Source organism: Pantoea sp. X-Soil-YNGN-775, from assembly GCF_059730575.1.
The window spans coordinates 220,739-239,469 of sequence record NZ_AP035945.1 but is presented as its reverse complement, the minus strand read 5'-3'; the positions used below and the strand labels follow the sequence as shown (position 1 = coordinate 239,469).

Sequence of the window (18,731 nt, the reverse complement as noted above, 5' to 3'; positions counted from 1 at the left end):
ACTCCGGACAAGCATCATTCCCACTTACTGGAAGATTGCTATGTCTGACTCAAAAATGACCCGTCGTGAACAGCGTGCCCTGGCGCAGGAATTTATCGATTCACTGCAAGGCGGCAGCGCATTTCCCCGTTCTGAACGCATCTGGATTACCGGCAGCCGGCAGGATATTCGCGTGCCAATGCGCGAAATCAGGCTCAGTCCGACCCCGGTCGGCGGCAGTAAAGAACAGCCGCTGTATGAGCAGAATGAGGCGGTGCCGGTCTATGACACCGCCGGTGCCTATGGCGATCCCGCCGCGCAGATTGATCTGCATCGTGGACTGACAAAGTTGCGGGCGGGCTGGATCGAAGAACGCAACGACAGCCAGCCGCTGCCACAGCGCAGTTCAGACTATACCCAGCAGCGTCTGGCGGATGATAGCCTCGATCACCTGCGCTTTGACGCGCTGCCCACGCCGCGTCGCGCCCTCGCCGGCCGTTGCGTCACGCAGCTGCATTACGCCCGTCAGGGCATCGTTACGCCGGAGATGGAGTTTATCGCCCTGCGGGAGAATATGGGCCGTGAGCGAATTCACAGTGAGGTGTTACTGCAACAGCATCCGGGCCACAGTTTTGGCGCGCATTTGCCAGATAACATCACCCCGGAGTTTGTGCGTCAGGAAGTGGCGGCAGGCCGGGCGATTATTCCCGCCAACATTAACCATCCTGAATCGGAACCGATGATTATCGGGCGTAACTTCCTGGTCAAGGTGAATGCCAACATCGGCAATTCAGCGGTCAGCTCGTCGATTGAGGAGGAGGTAGAAAAACTGGTCTGGTCGACCCGCTGGGGCGCCGATACGGTGATGGATCTCTCTACTGGCCGTAATATTCATGAAACGCGCGAATGGATTTTGCGTAACAGCCCGGTGCCAATCGGCACAGTGCCGATTTATCAGGCACTGGAGAAAGTGAACGGCGTGGCCGAAGCGCTCAACTGGGCAGTATTCCGCGATACGCTGCTGGAACAGGCTGAGCAGGGCGTTGACTACTTCACCATTCATGCTGGCGTGTTGCTGCGCTACGTGCCGATGACGGCAAAACGGCTGACCGGCATTGTCTCGCGCGGCGGCTCGATCATGGCGAAATGGTGTCTGTCGCATCATCAGGAGAGCTTCCTCTATCAGCATTTCCGCGAAATCTGTGAAATCTGCGCGGCCTACGATGTCTCACTGTCGCTGGGCGATGGTTTACGCCCTGGCTCGATTCAGGATGCTAACGATGAAGCGCAGTTTGCCGAACTGCGAACGCTGGGCGAGCTGACGCAGATCGCCTGGGAATATGATGTGCAGGTGATGATTGAAGGCCCCGGCCACGTCCCGATGCATATGATCCGCCGTAATATGACAGAGCAACTCGATGTTTGTCACGAGGCCCCCTTCTATACGCTCGGTCCTCTCACCACCGACATTGCGCCCGGCTATGACCACATTACGTCTGGTATCGGCGCAGCAATGATTGGCTGGTTCGGCTGCGCAATGCTGTGTTACGTCACCCCCAAAGAACATCTTGGTCTGCCCGATAAAGAGGATGTAAAACAGGGTCTGATCACCTACAAAATTGCTGCGCACGCCGCCGATCTCGCTAAAGGCCATCCGGGTGCGCAGATCCGGGATAATGCCATGTCAAAAGCGCGCTTTGAATTCCGTTGGGAAGATCAGTTCAATCTGGCGCTCGATCCGCATACCGCGCGCGCAATGCATGACGAAACCCTGCCTCAGGAATCCGGCAAGGTGGCCCACTTCTGTTCAATGTGCGGCCCTAAATTCTGCTCAATGAAAATCTCTCAGGAGGTGCGGGATTTTGCCGCAAGCCAGCAAGCCAGCGCGCAGCCGATTGAGGTTGGCATGGCACAGATGTCTGAACAATTTCGCAGCCGGGGTGGTGAGCTTTATCATCCGGCAGATGCCATGAAGGAGGAGTAACTATGTCTGCATTTCCTGCTACCGTGCCGCGTCTCGGCCTTTATCCGGTAGTCGATAGCGTTGAATGGATCGAACGTCTGTTAGACGCCGGCGTCCGCACCCTGCAACTGCGCATCAAAGATCAGTCGGACGAGGCGGCAGAAGCGGCCGTCGCCCAGGCCATTGCGCTGGGTAAACGTTACGATGCGCGCCTGTTCATCAATGACTACTGGCGGCTGGCGATAAAGCATCAGGCCTACGGTGTCCATCTGGGTCAGGAGGATCTGGAGGTGGCGGACCTGGCACAAATCCGCCTGGCGGGGTTACGACTCGGTATTTCCACCCATGATGATACCGAACTGGATCGTGCGCTGGCCATTCAGCCCTCTTACATCGCGCTCGGGCATATTTTTCCGACCCGCACCAAACAGATGCCGTCTGCGCCGCAGGGGCTGGCAGAACTGCAGCGACATCTGACCCGCCTGACGCATATTCCGACCGTGGCGATTGGCGGTATCTCCGTTGCGCGAGCACCCGCGGTGCTGGCGACCGGCGTGGGCGGCATTGCGGTGGTAAGCGCCATCACCGAGGCAGAGGACTGGCGTGAAGCGACGCGTACCCTGCTTGCGCTGGCTGAACCGGCGCGGCCAGCGTGCGTGTGATTGGGTAACAGCGCGCAAAAATGATTAAACCGCTGCAACGGCAGCGATAAATCAGGAATACCGCGCGCGATTATCCAGTCAGCCACTGGCGCGGTGTCAGATAGCCGTTTAGGGTGGCCTTCGTCAGGTACGGTTACCTGACCAGGGCCAGTTCCCTCCTCTTTCTGGCCCTGCTTCTCTCCTACTTAGCCACCAGCAAATCGGGCGCTAAGGCGGCAGGAAGATCATCATGCTGGCAGGCCTGCATCGCCCGTTCGACGGCTGCCCCTACCCGCGCCACCGCCTGTTCGGTTTGTTCAGTGATCGGCAAGCCGTAGTTTAAGCGCAGGCAGTTACGGTATTTACCCGCGGCGGAAAACAGTGAGCCGACGGCGATCTGAATTTTGGATTCACGCAGTTCACGATTGAGCCGAACGGCATCAAAAGGTTCCGGCAACTCAATCCACATCAGGAAACCGCCCTGCGGACGGGAGACGCAAATCCCGCAGGGGAAGTAATGGCGCACCCAGCAGCTGAAGGTTTCATAGTTGCGATGATAGATCTGCCGCATCCGCCGCAGATGGGGTTGATAATGGCCCTGACGAATAAACTCCGACACGGCATGTTGCGGTTGCGTAGCGGTAGAGCCGGTCACGATGTACTTCATATGCAGGACGCGGTCCCGGTAGCGGCCTGGTGCCACCCAGCCAACCCGTAAGCCTGGCGCCAGCGTTTTGGAAAACGAACTGCAGAGCAGGACCCGGCCATCCAGATCCAGTGCTTTGATGGTCGGCGGACGTGGATATTCCCAGGCAAGTTCACCATAGACGTCGTCTTCAATCACCGCGGCGTCAAAGCGTTGCGCCAGCGCCAGCAAGGCGCGTTTACGCGATTCCGGCATAATGAAACCCAGCGGGTTATTGCAGTTCGGAACCACCACCACCGCTTTGATTGGCCACTGATCAAATGCCAGTTCCAGCGCTTCCAGACTGATGCCGGTCACCGCATCGGTAGGGATCTCAATGGCGCGAATGCCAAAGCCGCGCAGCGTCTGCATGATGCCGTGAAAGGAAGGTGACTCAACCGCGATGATATCGCCGGGCTCGCAGACCGCGCGTACTGCGACGGATAACGCTTCATGACAGCCGGTGGTGATCACAATGTCATCAGCGGTGAGCTGACAACCGCTATCGATCGCCAGACGCGCAACCTGTTGCCGCAGCGCGAGCACGCCATACAGGTTGTCATAATTAAGCAGCGCCGTTTCCTGCTTCTGGGCCTGGCGGCTAAATGCTTTCCACAGCGGCTTTAACGTCGGCTGGGTCAGATCGGGCATGCCGCTGCCAAGTTGCAGCACGTCATCTTCCAGACGGCTGTTGATCAACTCCAGCACCGCGTCCCACTGGGTGACTTCAACCGGCCGCTGCGCAGGTCGCGTCAGTGCCGGTATCGGCGGAGTCGCTTTCCGTGACGCCACAAAATAGCCTGAACGCGACTGCGGCGTGATCATCTGCTTCTCTTCCAGCAGGTGATAAGCCTGTTGTACCGTACTGATGCTCACGCCATGTTCGGCGCTCAGGCTGCGTACTGAAGGAAGACGCTCTCCGCTACGGTATAAGCCCTGTTCAATGCGCTGCGCCAGTAGCGTAGCCAGATGTTCATATCGGGTCATCGTATCCCCTCGTTGCATTTTTCAAAGCCTGAACCAGTACAGTTAGTCGTTATTATTACCATTCAGATCGCAGTGACGGCAATCTGTATGTTAAATAAAAGTGATTTTTGCGTCTGTATCATACAGCGCTGGTTTACCAGAATAGTCCTCAGGCAAACCGATGAGGACAGCATGATGGGATACGATGAAAATCGCGCAGGCAAACCGTTTACCGGCACACCTTACACACTGGTGCGTTATCTGTGGCGAAGCTTCAGACGCTGGCAGTGCCGGCGTGAAACCCGCCTTATTCTGTCGAAACTCAGCGACAGCCAGCTAAAAGATATCGGCCTTAGCCGCAATGAATGGAACAAGCTGAACTGAAGACAAAAAAAAACCCTGCCGAAGCAGGGTTTTTTATTACGCCAATGACGATTACTCGTCGTTGTTACCGCCGAGACCGGCGTTCAACAACTCGGCCAGGCTGGCTGAGGCTTCATCCGCAGTCACCTGCGGTGCTACCGGCACTTCGCCTGCCGCTTTGCGGCGCATACGATCCTGATGGTAAGCGTAACCGGTACCGGCCGGGATCAAACGACCCACGATGACGTTCTCTTTCAGACCGCGCAGTTCGTCGCGCTTGCCTGCTACTGCAGCTTCGGTCAGGACACGAGTGGTCTCCTGGAACGATGCAGCAGAGATGAACGATTCGGTTGCCAGTGACGCTTTGGTGATACCCAGCAGGTCACGCATGAAGGTGGCGCCAACTTTTCCGTTCGCTTCCAGATCGCGGTTAGCAATCTTGATGCGAGAGAATTCAGCCTGTTCACCTTCGAGGAAGTCTGCACTTCCTGCGCTCATGATGGTTGCTTTACGCAGCATCTGACGAACGATGACTTCGATGTGCTTATCGTTAATCTTAACGCCTTGCAGACGGTAAACTTCCTGCACTTCGTTAGTGATGTAACGGGTCACCGCATGCACGCCACGCAAGCGCAGAATGTCATGTGGAGACTCTGGGCCATCGGAAACCACGTCACCACGCTCAACACGTTCACCTTCGAACACGTTCAGCTGACGCCATTTCGGAATCATCTCTTCGTACGGCTCGCTACCATCCAGCGGAGTAATCACCAGACGACGCTTACCTTTGGTCTCTTTACCGAACGAGATAATACCGCTGATCTCGGCCAGAATAGCTGGCTCTTTCGGACGACGCGCTTCGAACAGGTCAGCAACGCGTGGCAGACCACCGGTAATATCTTTGGTACCGCCAGATTCCTGCGGTACACGCGACAGCGTGTCACCGGCGCTGATCTTAACGCCATCTTCCAGCTGAACAATCGCTTTACCTGGCAGGAAGTACTGAGCCGGCATATCGGTGCCCGGGATCAGAACATCATTGCCGTTGGCATCAACAATTTTCAGTGCTGGACGCAGATCTTTACCGCCCGCAGTACGCTCGGCGCTGTCCAGAACCACCAGCGAGGAGAGACCGGTTAAGTCATCTGTCTGACGGGTAATGGTCTGGCCATCAATCATGTCGGTGAAACGAATGAAACCGCCCACTTCGGTGATAACAGGCATGGTGTGCGGATCCCAGTTTGCGACGGTTTCGCCCGCTGCAACCTGCTCACCATCACCTTTCGCCATGGTGGCACCGTAAGGAACTTTATAGCTCTCTTTGGTACGACCAAATTCGTCGATCATTTTCAGTTCAACGTTACGCGAGGTGATCACCAGCTTGCCAGCCGAGTTAGTTACCGACTTGGCATTGGTCAGCTTGATGGTACCTTTGTTCTTCACCTGAATGCTGGATTCAGCAGCCGCACGTGATGCCGCACCACCGATGTGGAACGTACGCATCGTCAGCTGTGTACCTGGCTCACCGATGGACTGTGCCGCGATAACACCGATCGCTTCACCTTTGTTGATGATGTGACCACGTGCCAGGTCGCGACCATAGCAGTGTGCACACACACCAAAGTCGGTTTCACAACCTACTACCGAACGGACTTTCAGGCTGTCTACTGAGTTCAGTTCCAGCACGTCACACCAGTGCTCATCGAGCAGGGTGTTACGTGGAACCAGAATGTCAGCGGTGCCTGGTTTCAGCACGTCTTCTGCCGTCACACGACCCAGTACACGTTCACGCAGTGGTTCTTTAACGTCGCCACCTTCGATGACCGGCGTCATCATGATGCCTTCGTGCGTACCACAGTCGTCTTCGGTAACCACCAGATCCTGTGCAACGTCAACCAGACGACGCGTCAGATAACCGGAGTTCGCCGTTTTCAGTGCGGTATCCGCCAGACCTTTACGCGCACCGTGGGTTGAGATGAAGTACTGAAGTACGTTCAACCCTTCACGGAAGTTCGCCGTGATTGGTGTTTCGATGATGGAGCCATCTGGCTTCGCCATCAGACCACGCATACCGGCCAGCTGACGAATCTGTGCAGCAGAACCACGCGCACCGGAGTCGGCCATCATAAAGATGCTGTTAAAGGAAACCTGTTTCTCTTCTTCGCCATGACGGTTGATCACGGTTTCGGTTGAGAGGTTTTCCATCATCGCCTTGGCAACACGTTCGTTCGCTGCTGCCCAGATATCGATGACTTTGTTATAACGTTCGCCGGCGGTAACCAGACCAGACTGGAACTGTTCCTGAATCTCAGCCACTTCTGCTTCAGCTTCAGAGATGATTTCCACTTTCTTGGCCGGGATAACCATGTCGTCGATACCGACTGATGCACCTGAACGGGCTGCGTAAGCAAAACCGGTGTACATGGTCTGGTCAGCAAAGATAACGGTCGGCTTCAGGCCCAAAATGCGGTAACAGGTGTTCAGCATTTTGGAGATAGCTTTTTTACCCAGCGCCTGGTTAACGATGGAGTACGGCAGACCTTGCGGTACGATCATCCACAGAATCGCACGACCAATGGTGGTGTCGATAATGCTGGTTTTCGGAACGAATTCGTCCTGCTCGTTTTTGCTGTATTCAGTGATACGAACTTTAACGCGGGCATGCAGCTCAGCCAGGCCAGCGCGGTAAACACGCTCAGCTTCTTTCGGGCCAGTCAGCACCATGCCTTCGCCTTTGGCGTTCACTTTGTCGCGGGTCATATAGTACAGACCCAGAACAACGTCCTGTGAAGGAACGATGATTGGCTCGCCGTTCGCTGGAGACAGAATGTTGTTGGTCGACATCATCAACGCACGCGCTTCCAGCTGGGCTTCCAGCGTCAGCGGTACGTGAACAGCCATCTGGTCACCATCGAAGTCGGCGTTATAAGCCGCACAAACCAGCGGGTGCAGCTGGATCGCTTTACCTTCGATCAGAACCGGTTCAAACGCCTGAATACCCAGACGGTGCAGCGTAGGCGCACGGTTCAGCAGAACCGGGTGCTCACGGATTACTTCGTCGAGGATATCCCAGACAACCGCTTCTTCGCGCTCAACCATTTTCTTCGCGGCTTTGATGGTGGTGGCGAGGCCACGCAGTTCCAGCTTGCCGTAAATGAACGGTTTGAACAGTTCGAGTGCCATTTTCTTCGGCAGACCGCACTGATGCAGGCGCAGGTATGGACCTACGGTGATAACCGAACGACCTGAATAGTCGACACGTTTACCCAGCAGGTTCTGACGGAAACGACCCTGCTTACCTTTGATCATGTCAGCCAGCGATTTCAGCGGACGCTTGTTGGAACCGGTGATCGCACGACCGCGACGACCGTTGTCCAGCAGGGCATCTACCGCTTCCTGCAGCATACGTTTTTCGTTACGTACGATGATATCTGGCGCAGCCAGATCCAGCAGGCGCTTCAGACGGTTGTTACGGTTGATCACACGACGATAAAGATCGTTCAGATCCGACGTAGCAAAACGGCCACCGTCCAGCGGTACCAGCGGACGCAGATCCGGCGGCAGTACAGGCAGCACGGTCAGGATCATCCACTCTGGCTTGTTGCCAGACTGAACGAACGCTTCCAGCAGCTTGATACGCTTGGTCAGTTTTTTACGCTTGGTTTCAGAGTTGGTTTCGTTCAGCTCTTCACGCAGCTGCTCGCACTCCTGCTCCAGATCCATGTTTTTCAACAGGGCCTGGATCGCTTCGGCGCCCATTTTGGCGTCGAACTCATCACCGAACTCTTCCAGCGCGTCAAGGTACTGCTCTTCAGTCAGAATCTGGCGCTTCTCGAGGTTGGTCATGCCACCTTCGATTACCACGTAAGATTCAAAGTAGAGCACGCGCTCGATGTCACGCAGTGGCATATCCAGCAGTAAGCCGATACGCGAAGGCAGTGACTTCAGGAACCAGATGTGCGCAGTTGGCGACGCCAGTTCGATGTGGCCCATGCGCTCACGGCGCACTTTAGTCTGGGTCACTTCAACGCCGCACTTCTCACAAATCACACCACGGTGTTTCAGGCGCTTATACTTTCCGCACAGGCACTCGTAGTCTTTTACCGGCCCGAAGATACGGGCACAGAACAGACCATCGCGCTCTGGCTTGAAAGTACGGTAGTTAATGGTTTCCGGCTTTTTCACTTCACCGAAAGACCAGGAACGGATCATGTCTGGCGAAGCCAGCGCAATTTTGATCGCATCAAACTCTTCGGTTTTAGTTTGCGCTTTCAGAAACTTAAGTAAGTCTTTCACGGATTAGCTCCCGTCGGAGTGAGACTCAGGGGCGTCCAACCGAAATTGAACGCCCCATAACCAGTACAATTGCGAGCGCTTAAACCCTGCGCTTTCAGGCGACGGGGTTACCCGCCAGCCTGAAGTGGGGGTTACTCGTCTTCCAGCTCGATGTTGATACCCAGCGAGCGAATCTCTTTCAACAGTACGTTGAAGGATTCTGGCATGCCCGGTTCCATCTGATGGTTGCCGTCAACGATGTTTTTATACATCTTGGTACGGCCGTTGACGTCATCAGACTTAACGGTAAGCATTTCCTGCAGGGTATACGCGGCGCCGTATGCTTCCAGCGCCCACACTTCCATCTCACCGAAGCGCTGACCACCGAACTGCGCCTTACCACCCAGCGGCTGCTGAGTAACCAGGCTGTAGGAACCGGTTGAACGCGCATGCATCTTGTCATCAACCAGGTGGTTGAGTTTCAGCATGTACATGTAGCCAACGGTTACCTGACGTTCGAACTGCTCACCGGTACGGCCGTCAAACAGGGTAATCTGACCAGAAGAAGGCAGGCCGCCGAGCTGTAACAGCTCTTTGATTTCGCTCTCTTTCGCGCCGTCAAACACCGGAGTGGCGATTGGCATACCTTTTTTCAGGTTCTCAGCCAGACGCAGAACTTCGTCGTCGGTGAACGTATTCAGATCAACTTTCTGACGTACGTCGGTACCCAGGTCGTAAGCGCGCTGGATGAATTCGCGCAGTTTCGCGACTTCTTCCTGCTTCTTCAGCATGGCGTTGATTTTCTCGCCGATGCCTTTCGCTGCCATACCCAGGTGGGTTTCGAGGATCTGACCGATGTTCATACGTGACGGTACGCCCAGCGGGTTCAGTACGATGTCAACCGGCGTGCCGTGTTCATCGTAAGGCATATCTTCGATCGGGTTGATCTTGGAGATAACACCTTTGTTACCGTGACGACCCGCCATTTTGTCACCCGGTTGAATCTGACGCTTAACCGCCAGATAAACCTTAACGATTTTCAGCACGCCTGGTGCCAGATCATCGCCCTGGGTGATCTTACGACGCTTACCTTCGAGCTTCTTCTCAAACTCGTGTTTCAGTTCGTCGTACTGCTCTGCCAGCTGCTCCAGCTGGTTTTGCTTGGCTTCGTCAGTCAGACCCAGTTCCAGCCAGCGCTCACGCGGCAGCTTGTCCAGTTTGTCTGCTTCAACGCCACCCGAAATCAGCACGCTCTGGATACGGCTGAACAGACCCGCTTCCAGAATCTGCAGTTCTTCAGACAGGTCTTTCTTGGCCTGCTTCAGCTGCATCTCTTCGATTTCAAGTGCACGTTTGTCTTTTTCCACGCCATCGCGGGTAAAGACCTGAACGTCGATCACGGTGCCTGACACGCCATTCGGTACGCGCAGTGACGAATCTTTCACGTCAGAGGCTTTTTCACCGAAGATAGCGCGCAGCAGTTTTTCCTCCGGCGTCAGCTGGGTTTCACCTTTCGGCGTAACCTTGCCCACCAGAATGTCGCCACCGGTCACTTCAGCACCGATATAGACGATGCCGGATTCATCCAGTTTAGACAGCGCTGCTTCACCCACGTTCGGGATATCCGCAGTGATCTCTTCTGGCCCCAGCTTGGTGTCACGCGACACACAGGCGAGTTCCTGGATGTGAATAGTGGTGAAGCGATCTTCCTGAACCACACGCTCGGAGACCAGGATGGAGTCTTCGAAGTTGTAGCCGTTCCACGGCATGAACGCTACGCGCATGTTCTGGCCCAGCGCCAGTTCACCGAGGTCGGTGGACGGGCCATCTGCCAGCACGTCGCCGCGCTCAACCGGCTCACCCAGAGAAACACATGGCATCTGGTTGATGCAGGTGTTCTGGTTAGAACGGGTATATTTGGTCAGGTTGTAAATGTCGATACCGGCTTCGCCAGCGTGCATTTCGTCTTCGTTAACTTTGATAACGATACGGGATGCATCAACGTACTGCACGGTACCACCACGTTTCGCTACGGCGGTTACACCGGAGTCAACCGCAACCGCGCGCTCCATACCGGTACCAACCAGCGGCTTATCAGCACGCAGAGTCGGTACGGCCTGACGTTGCATGTTCGCACCCATCAGGGCGCGGTTGGCGTCATCGTGTTCCAGGAACGGGATCAGTGATGCACCGACAGAAACCACCTGTTGGGTGGAAACGTCCATGTAGTCAACCTGATCGCGACTGAACAGGCTCGACTCGCCTTTGCTACGGCAGGTGACCAGATCATCAACAAACGCACCGTTATCATCCAGAGAGGCGTTAGCCTGAGCGATAACGTAGTTACCCTCTTCGATAGCGGAGAGGTAGTGAATCTCATCAGACACTAAACCGTCGATAACGCGACGATAAGGTGTTTCAAGGAAACCGTACTCGTTGGTCTGCGCATAGACAGACAAGGAGTTGATCAGGCCGATGTTCGGACCTTCAGGGGTTTCGATTGGGCAGACACGACCGTAGTGCGTTGGGTGTACGTCACGCACTTCGAAGCCGGCACGCTCACGGGTCAGACCACCTGGGCCGAGAGCAGAGATACGACGTTTGTGCGTAATCTCTGACAGCGGGTTGTTCTGATCCATAAACTGAGACAGCTGGCTTGAACCAAAGAACTCTTTCACCGCCGCCGAAATTGGCTTGGCGTTGATCATGTCCTGTGGCATCAGGGTATCGAGGTCGCCCAGTGACAGACGCTCTTTAACCGCACGCTCAACACGTACCAGACCGACACGGAACTGGTTCTCAGCCATCTCACCCACTGAACGAATACGACGGTTACCGAGGTGGTCGATATCGTCCACTTCGCCTTTACCGTTACGGATGTCGATCAGCTTCTTCATCACTTCAATGATGTCTTCTTTGCTCAGGATGCCTGAACCTTCGATTTCATCACGCAGCAATGAACGGTTGAACTTCATGCGGCCAACCGCAGAGAGATCGTAACGATCTTCAGAGAAGAACAGGTTCTCAAACAGGTTCTCTGCAGCTTCACGCGTTGGCGGCTCACCAGGACGCATCATGCGGTAGATCTCAACCAGGGCGCTCAGGCGATCGCTGGTTGGGTCGACACGCAGGGTCTCGGAGATATAAGGACCGTGGTCCAGATCGTTGGTGAACAGCGTTTCGATGCGCTTGTGACCCGCCTGGCTCAGCTTAGCCAGCAGATCCAGCGACAGCTCCATGTTGGCAGCAATGATCAGCTCACCGGTGCTCTCATCAATATAATCTTTAGAGACCACTTTGCCCGCAATATATTCAACCGGGACTTCGATGTGCTGAATGCCATCTTTTTCCAGCTGACGGATATGGCGCGCAGTAATACGGCGTGCTTTTTCGACGTAAACGGTGCCGTTAGCTTCGATATCGAAGGTCGCGGTTTCACCGCGCAGGCGCTCAGGCACCAGTTCCATCTGCAGCTTGTTGTCACGGATTTCAAACACCACTTTCTCGAAGAAGATATCAAGGATTTCAGCGGTGGTGTAATGCAGTGCGCGCAGGATGATACTGGCCGGCAGCTTACGACGACGGTCAATACGGACGAACAGGTTATCTTTCGGGTCAAACTCAAAGTCGAGCCATGAACCACGGTAAGGGATGATACGTGCGTTATACAGCACTTTACCCGAAGAGTGGGTTTTACCCTTATCGCTGTCAAAGAACACGCCAGGACTACGGTGCAGCTGAGAAACGATAACGCGCTCTGTACCATTGATAACAAAAGTACCGTTGTCGGTCATGAGCGGAATTTCGCCCATGTAGACTTCTTGCTCTTTAATGTCTTTTACGGTGCCTTCTGGCGCTTCGCGCTCATAGATCACCAGACGCAGTTTCACGCGCAGCGGTGCCGAATAGGTCACGCCACGGATCTGACACTCTTTCACGTCAAAGACAGGTTCACCTAAGCGATAGCTCACATACTGCAACTCAGAGTTGCCGCTGTAGCTCGCGATAGGGAAGACGGAACGGAATGCAGCTTCCAGTCCGTACTGACCTTCTGGATCTTGCTCGATAAACTTCTGGAACGAGTCAAGCTGGATGGAAAGGAGATAAGGTATGTCCAGAACTTGTGGACGTTTACCAAAATCCTTACGAATACGTTTTTTCTCGGTATAGGAGTAAACCATAGGGTTCCTCAGCTAGCTGACAAGTCGACCCACGCTGTCCGTCCTGACAGGACAGTTCATGCAACACGATTTTGTTTGATTCACTGGCTGCGCGGCAGCAGTGCAATACCTCTTTCTATCACGCTTAAATCATTTCATCGCTGTTGCGAGGGCAGGGAACCCGCACAGGAAAGCGGTATATTAAGTCGTCGATAGAGAAAGATATTGAAGAGCAACAATGGACAAACAGTGTGAAACCCCATTGAGGCCCTGGAGCGCAAAAAGGCTGGTGACCAAAAAGTCACCAGCCATCAGCCTGAAACTACTCAGACTGCAACCCGAAGGTTGTCTTACTTAACTTCAACTTCAGCGCCAGCTTCTTTCAGAGCAGCTTCAAGTGCAGCTGCGTCATCTTTGCTGATGCCTTCTTTGATTACGCCAGTTGCTTCAACCAGATCTTTGGCTTCTTTCAGGCCCAGACCAGTTGCAGTACGTACGGCTTTGATTACTGCTACTTTGTTCGCGCCAACAGCTTTCAGGATAACGTCGAATTCAGTTTTTTCTTCAACAGCTTCAGCTGGGCCAGCAGCAACAGCTACAGCGGCAGCAGCAGAAACGCCGAATTTTTCTTCCATAGCAGAAACCAGCTCAACTACTTCCATTACGGACATAGCTGCAACAGCTTCCAGAATTTGGTCTTTAGTGATAGACATGACAATTGTTCCTAAGAATCAGAAAAAGTTTATACGTTAGCAAGTACGAAGAAAAAGAATCTGGCCTTAAGCCGCTTCTTTTGCATCGCGTACAGCAGCCAGAGTGCGGACCAGTTTGCCAGCAGCGGCTTCTTTCATGGTCGACATCAGACGTGCCAGTGCTTCTTCGTAGGTCGGCAGAGTTGCCAGACGGTCAATATTAGCCGCCGTGATCAGCTCACCTTCAAAGGCTGCAGCTTTGACCTCAAATTTTGCATTCGCTTTCGCGAAATCTTTGAACAGACGAGCAGCAGCGCCCGGGTGTTCCATAGAATATGCAATCAGGGTCGGACCAACAAACGTGTCTTTCAGGCACTCGAACTGAGTACCTTCAACGACGCGGCGCAGCAGGGTGTTACGAACAACACGCATGTAAACGCCAGCTTCACGACCTGCTTTACGCAGTTCGGTCATTTTATCAACGGTAACGCCACGGGAATCCGCAACAACCGCTGAAAGCGCGCCTTTGGCTACTTCGCTGACTTCAGCAACAATCGCTTGTTTGTCTTGAAGATTTAATGCCATTAGCTTTTGCTCCTGGATTTGACCGGGGAAGGATTTCCCCGGAACTCACTTCACTTACTCACCCGAAGGGAAATAAGCGCTCGAACACGGTGAGCAGAATCCAGCTAAGAAAAAATTCTTTTGGTTCTGTCACCGTCTACGCAGGGAATTAAGCGGAATATCCGAAGATAAGCTGCTCCTGCGGTCTTGGACGGAGGCCAGGATAAGGCCTGGCTCCAACCTAAATTCTGTTTGATGCAGCAGGGTTCAAAGCGGGAAGGCGATAAACGCAGCGACCGGTTCTGACTCTCTGGTATCGGTTCTGTTATTAACAGAACAACGGGCGTAAGATTCTAGGTGAATTTTTCGCCCGTTTCAAGCAGCAATTAGTTTGCTGTTGCGTTCAGACCAGCCTGGTCAACGGCAACGCCGGCGCCCATGGTGGTTGAAAGGCTAACTTTCTTGATGTACACGCCTTTCGCCTGAGATGGTTTGGCTTTTTTCAGCGCAACCAGCAGAGACTCCAGGTTTTCTTTCAGTTTGTCAGCGTCGAAGTCCACTTTACCGATGGTAGTGTGGATGATGCCGTTTTTGTCGTTACGATAACGAACCTGACCCGCTTTAGCATTCTTAACTGCTTCAGCAACGTTAGGGGTTACAGTACCGACTTTCGGGTTTGGCATCAGGCCACGTGGACCCAGAACCTGGCCCAGTTGGCCAACAACGCGCATTGCATCCGGAGAAGCAATAACAACGTCAAAGTTCATTTCGCCTTTCTTGATCTGATCGGCCAGGTCTTCCATACCTACCAGCTCAGCGCCTGCTGCTTTAGCAGCTTCAGCGTTGGCGCCCTGGGCGAAGACAGCAACACGTACTGAACGACCAGTACCGTGTGGCAGAACGGTCGCGCCGCGCACGTTCTGATCAGATTTACGAGCATCGATGCCGAGGTTTACAGCAACGTCAACGCTTTCTACGAACTTAGCGGTAGCCAGTTCTTTCAGCAGAGCGATCGCTTCAGCAATGTCGTACTGCTTGGTCGCGTCAACTTTGTCGCGAATTACGGTCATGCGCTTGGTCAGCTTAGCCATTTCTTAGTCCTCTACTACCAGGCCCATGGAACGAGCAGTACCTTCGATGGAGCGAGTCATCGCTTCAACGTCAGAACCAGTCATGTCCGCAGCTTTAGTTTCTGCGATTTCACGTACCTGAGCACGAGTCACTTTACCGACTTTATCTTTGTTCGGCTTACCAGAACCAGACTTGATGCCCGCTGCTTTTTTCAGCAGTACGGCAGCCGGAGGCGTTTTGGTAATGAAGGTAAAAGAACGGTCGCTGTATACAGTGATAACAACAGGAGTCGGCAGACCTTTTTCCAGAGATTCGGTCTTCGCGTTGAACGCTTTACAGAATTCCATGATGTTAACACCCTGCTGACCCAGTGCTGGACCAACCGGTGGACTTGGGTTCGCCATACCAGCTGCAACCTGCAGCTTGACGTAGGCTTGGACTTTCTTAGCCATGATATTTCCTCAATTGGGTTATAGCGCCTGAAAAGGCTCCCCGTGATAACGATTCACACGCTGTTGCCAGCGCATAAAAACAAAAGGCGCGAAATTGTAGTTAAATTTCGCGCCTGCTGCAACAGCTAAATTGTGAGCGGAAAGAGGTTAACCTTTCTCCACCTGACCGAAGTCGAGTTCAACCGGTGTTGCACGTCCAAAGATGGAAACGGAGACAGTCAGACGACTCTTCTCGTAATCCACATCTTCAACCACGCCATTAAAGTCAGCAAACGGACCGTCATTAACGCGAACCATTTCACCTGGCTCGAACAGCGTTTTCGGCCGTGGCTTATCGCCAACCTGCTGCAGACGGTTCATGATCGCGTCGACTTCTTTGTCGCTGATAGGCGCTGGACGGTCAGAGGTGCCGCCGATGAAACCCATCACGCGCGGAACGCTGCGGACCAGGTGCCAGCTTGCGTCATTCATGACCATCTGGACCAGGACATAACCCGGGAAAAACTTGCGCTCGCTCTTACGACGCTGGCCGCCACGAATCTCAACGACTTCTTCAGTCGGAACCATGACGTCGCCAAACAGCTCTTCCATGTTGTGCAATTTGATGTGCTCGCGCAGCGACTGTGCTACGCGGCCTTCAAAACCGGAAAACGCCTGTACGACGTACCAGCGTTTCTTTGGAGCTTCAGACATCTCAGAACCTCAGGCCAGTGATAAACGATACCAGACGGACCAGAATACCATCCAGCCCCCACAAAATCAGTGACATCACGGCGGTAACCGCGGCAACGATTAACGTGGTGTGCAGCGTTTCCTGGCGGGTTGGCCAGATAACCTTACGCATTTCGGTTCTTGCTTCACGAGCAAAAGCCACGGTCGCTTTGCCTTTGGTCGTTAAAAGCGCAATGCCGCCAGCCGCTGCAATCAGCACAACTACAGCTAACGCACGCAGAGGCAGTGTCACATCACGATAGAGGTAGTTACCTACGATCGCGGCGAGCAGCAGTAACACGACTACTACCCACTTTACCGCTTCCAGGCCGCGCCCGCTCCCTTGAGCTTCGGTATTCGCACTCATAAACCAACCTGCCACAATAATTCAGAAACTATTCTGCCCCGCAGTGCGAGGCATCCAAACCGAATGAGCTTTTGGGGCGTAACTCGGTATCCTACGCCGCATAACAGAGCCTGTCTCAGCAATGATTATGATCGAAAATCACTGATGAGCCAGGTTCTATGAAGCAGCGTGCAAAAAGGGCATCAAATGATGCCCTTTTCGTGTGCATTGCGTCAAACGTTATCGATAATTAAGCGATAACTTTAGCAACAACACCCGCTCCAACGGTACGGCCGCCTTCGCGGATTGCGAAGCGCAGACCTTCGTCCATTGCGATTGGGTGGATCAGGGTAACAACCATTTTGATGTTGTCGCCTGGCATTACCATCTCAACGCCTTCTGGCAGCTCAACTGAGCCCGTTACGTCAGTAGTACGGAAGTAGAACTGAGGACGGTAGCCTTTGAAGAACGGAGTATGACGGCCGCCTTCGTCTTTAGACAGAACGTAAACTTCTGACTCGAACTGGGTGTGTGGCTTGATGGTGCCTGGCTTAGCCAGAACCTGACCACGCTGGATGTCTTCACGCTTGATACCGCGCAGCAGAACACCACAGTTTTCGCCTGCCTGACCCTGGTCCAGCAGCTTACGGAACATCTCAACACCGGTACAGGTTGATTTCGCAGTATCTTTGATACCCACGATTTCAACTTCGTCGCCGACTTTAACGATGCCGCGCTCAACACGACCGGTAACAACAGTACCACGGCCAGAGATTGAGAATACGTCTTCGATTGGCAGCAGGAACGGCATGTCGATCGCACGGACTGGATCCGGGATGTAGTTATCCAGGTGTTCAGCCAGTTCAACAATCTTCGCTTCCCACTCTGGCTCGCCTTCCAGCGCTTTCAGCGCAGAACCACGAACGATTGGAGTGTCGTCGCCTGGGAAATCGTACTGTGACAGCAGGTCACGGACTTCCATCTCAACCAGCTCCAGCAGCTCTTCATCATCAACCATGTCACACTTGTTCAGGAACACGATGATGTAAGGAACGCCAACCTGACGACCCAGCAGGATGTGCTCACGGGTCTGTGGCATTGGGCCATCAGTCGCAGCAACAACCAGGATCGCGCCGTCCATCTGCGCAGCACCGGTGATCATGTTTTTCACATAGTCGGCGTGGCCTGGGCAATCAACGTGAGCGTAGTGACGAGAAGCCGTCTCATACTCAACGTGTGCGGTGTTGATGGTGATACCACGCGCTTTTTCTTCAGGGGTGCTGTCGATCTGATCGAATGCACGCGCCTGGCCGCCGTTAGTTTTTGCCAGAACGGTGGTGATAGCTGCAGTCAGGGTGGTTTTACCGTGGTCAACGTGACCGATGGTGCCCACGTTTACGTGCAGTTTATTACGTTGAAATTGCTCTTTAGCCATCGCTTGTCCCTCTAAGACACGGATATATCAAAGATATCATCACATTAACCAGGCAATGCCTGACTGCAAGGAAGTTACAGAGAGAAAATCAGGAGGGAGATAAAGGAAGTGGTGCTGATACCCAGAGTCGAACTGGGGACCTCACCCTTACCAAGGGTGCGCTCTACCAACTGAGCCATATCAGCACATCTGGAGCGGGCAGCGGGAATCGAACCCGCATCATCAGCTTGGAAGGCTGAGGTAATAGCCATTATACGATGCCCGCATCCTGGAACTCGGCTACCTGTTCTTTCTGTAGCTTGTGAGTAACAGAGGATGTTCCCCTATTATTCACAGCCTGTCAGCGAAGCTGACCGACTTTGACTGCGCTAATGCCCAGCCTGAATTCAGGGTGAGAAGAAGTGACTCACCTGACAGATAAACAGGTT

Annotated in this window: 13 protein-coding genes and 2 tRNA genes; 3 read left to right on the top strand and 12 right to left on the bottom strand. The window is 53.9% G+C overall.

Going from position 1 to position 18,731, the window contains the following annotated elements; all coding sequences use genetic code 11:
• Nucleotides 1-40 precede the first annotated feature (40 nt).
• The gene (thiC, locus tag AC6I8I_RS01075) at nt 41-1,963 is read left to right on the top strand and encodes a phosphomethylpyrimidine synthase ThiC (protein ID WP_312057510.1); all 1,923 of its coding nucleotides are present in this window, start codon (nt 41-43) and stop codon (nt 1,961-1,963) included.
• Nucleotides 1,964-1,965: 2 nt separating this feature from the next.
• Nucleotides 1,966-2,604, top strand: coding sequence for a thiamine phosphate synthase (gene thiE / locus AC6I8I_RS01070; RefSeq protein ID WP_312057512.1), 639 nt, complete (start codon nt 1,966-1,968; stop codon nt 2,602-2,604).
• A 181-nt stretch (nt 2,605-2,785) separates the two neighbouring features.
• On the opposite strand, the gene AC6I8I_RS01065 is transcribed toward thiE, so the two are convergent.
• Nucleotides 2,786-4,255 (bottom strand): aminotransferase-like domain-containing protein, encoded by a 1,470-nt coding sequence (locus AC6I8I_RS01065; RefSeq protein ID WP_312057514.1) that lies wholly within the window; start codon nt 4,253-4,255, stop codon nt 2,786-2,788.
• Between the two features lie 174 nt (nt 4,256-4,429).
• Between AC6I8I_RS01065 and AC6I8I_RS01060 the strand changes: the two genes are divergently transcribed.
• Nucleotides 4,430-4,618 carry a DUF1127 domain-containing protein gene (locus tag AC6I8I_RS01060; RefSeq protein WP_031376917.1) on the top strand — a complete coding sequence of 63 codons (189 nt, stop codon included), beginning with the start codon at nt 4,430-4,432 and terminating at the stop codon, nt 4,616-4,618.
• Between the two features lie 51 nt (nt 4,619-4,669).
• Here AC6I8I_RS01060 and rpoC read toward each other — a convergent pair whose 3' ends face one another.
• The 11 genes from rpoC to AC6I8I_RS01005 form a co-directional block, all read right to left on the bottom strand.
• Nucleotides 4,670-8,893, bottom strand: coding sequence for a DNA-directed RNA polymerase subunit beta' (rpoC, locus tag AC6I8I_RS01055; protein WP_031376916.1), 4,224 nt, complete (start codon nt 8,891-8,893; stop codon nt 4,670-4,672).
• A gap of 131 nt (nt 8,894-9,024) precedes the next feature.
• Complete coding sequence (gene rpoB / locus AC6I8I_RS01050; protein ID WP_031376915.1) at nt 9,025-13,053, bottom strand: DNA-directed RNA polymerase subunit beta; 4,029 nt, start codon at nt 13,051-13,053, stop codon at nt 9,025-9,027.
• A gap of 329 nt (nt 13,054-13,382) precedes the next feature.
• A complete protein-coding gene (rplL, locus tag AC6I8I_RS01045) occupies nt 13,383-13,745 on the bottom strand; it encodes a 50S ribosomal protein L7/L12 (RefSeq protein WP_006121499.1) in 363 nt (120 codons plus the stop codon).
• A gap of 66 nt (nt 13,746-13,811) precedes the next feature.
• Entirely contained in the window at nt 13,812-14,309 is a 498-nt protein-coding gene (gene rplJ / locus AC6I8I_RS01040) for a 50S ribosomal protein L10 (protein ID WP_003848098.1), read from the bottom strand.
• 365 nt (nt 14,310-14,674) lie between these two features.
• A complete protein-coding gene (gene rplA / locus AC6I8I_RS01035) occupies nt 14,675-15,379 on the bottom strand; it encodes a 50S ribosomal protein L1 (protein ID WP_031376914.1) in 705 nt (234 codons plus the stop codon).
• 3 nt (nt 15,380-15,382) lie between these two features.
• A complete protein-coding gene (rplK, locus tag AC6I8I_RS01030; RefSeq protein WP_006121495.1) occupies nt 15,383-15,811 on the bottom strand; it encodes a 50S ribosomal protein L11 in 429 nt (142 codons plus the stop codon).
• Nucleotides 15,812-15,958: 147 nt separating this feature from the next.
• Nucleotides 15,959-16,504 carry a transcription termination/antitermination protein NusG gene (gene nusG, locus AC6I8I_RS01025; protein ID WP_003848088.1) on the bottom strand — a complete coding sequence of 182 codons (546 nt, stop codon included), beginning with the start codon at nt 16,502-16,504 and terminating at the stop codon, nt 15,959-15,961.
• A gap of 1 nt (nt 16,505) precedes the next feature.
• Nucleotides 16,506-16,889: a preprotein translocase subunit SecE gene (gene secE, locus AC6I8I_RS01020; protein WP_031376913.1), complete on the bottom strand. Its 384-nt coding sequence runs from the start codon at nt 16,887-16,889 to the stop codon at nt 16,506-16,508.
• A 229-nt stretch (nt 16,890-17,118) separates the two neighbouring features.
• On the bottom strand, nt 17,119-18,303 hold the full coding sequence (tuf, locus tag AC6I8I_RS01015) for an elongation factor Tu (RefSeq protein ID WP_176035909.1): 1,185 nt from the start codon (nt 18,301-18,303) through the stop codon (nt 17,119-17,121).
• A 109-nt stretch (nt 18,304-18,412) separates the two neighbouring features.
• A tRNA-Thr gene (locus AC6I8I_RS01010) sits at nt 18,413-18,488 on the bottom strand.
• Between the two features lie 5 nt (nt 18,489-18,493).
• Nucleotides 18,494-18,568 (bottom strand) — tRNA-Gly (locus tag AC6I8I_RS01005).
• Between the last annotated feature and the right edge of the window lie 163 nt (nt 18,569-18,731).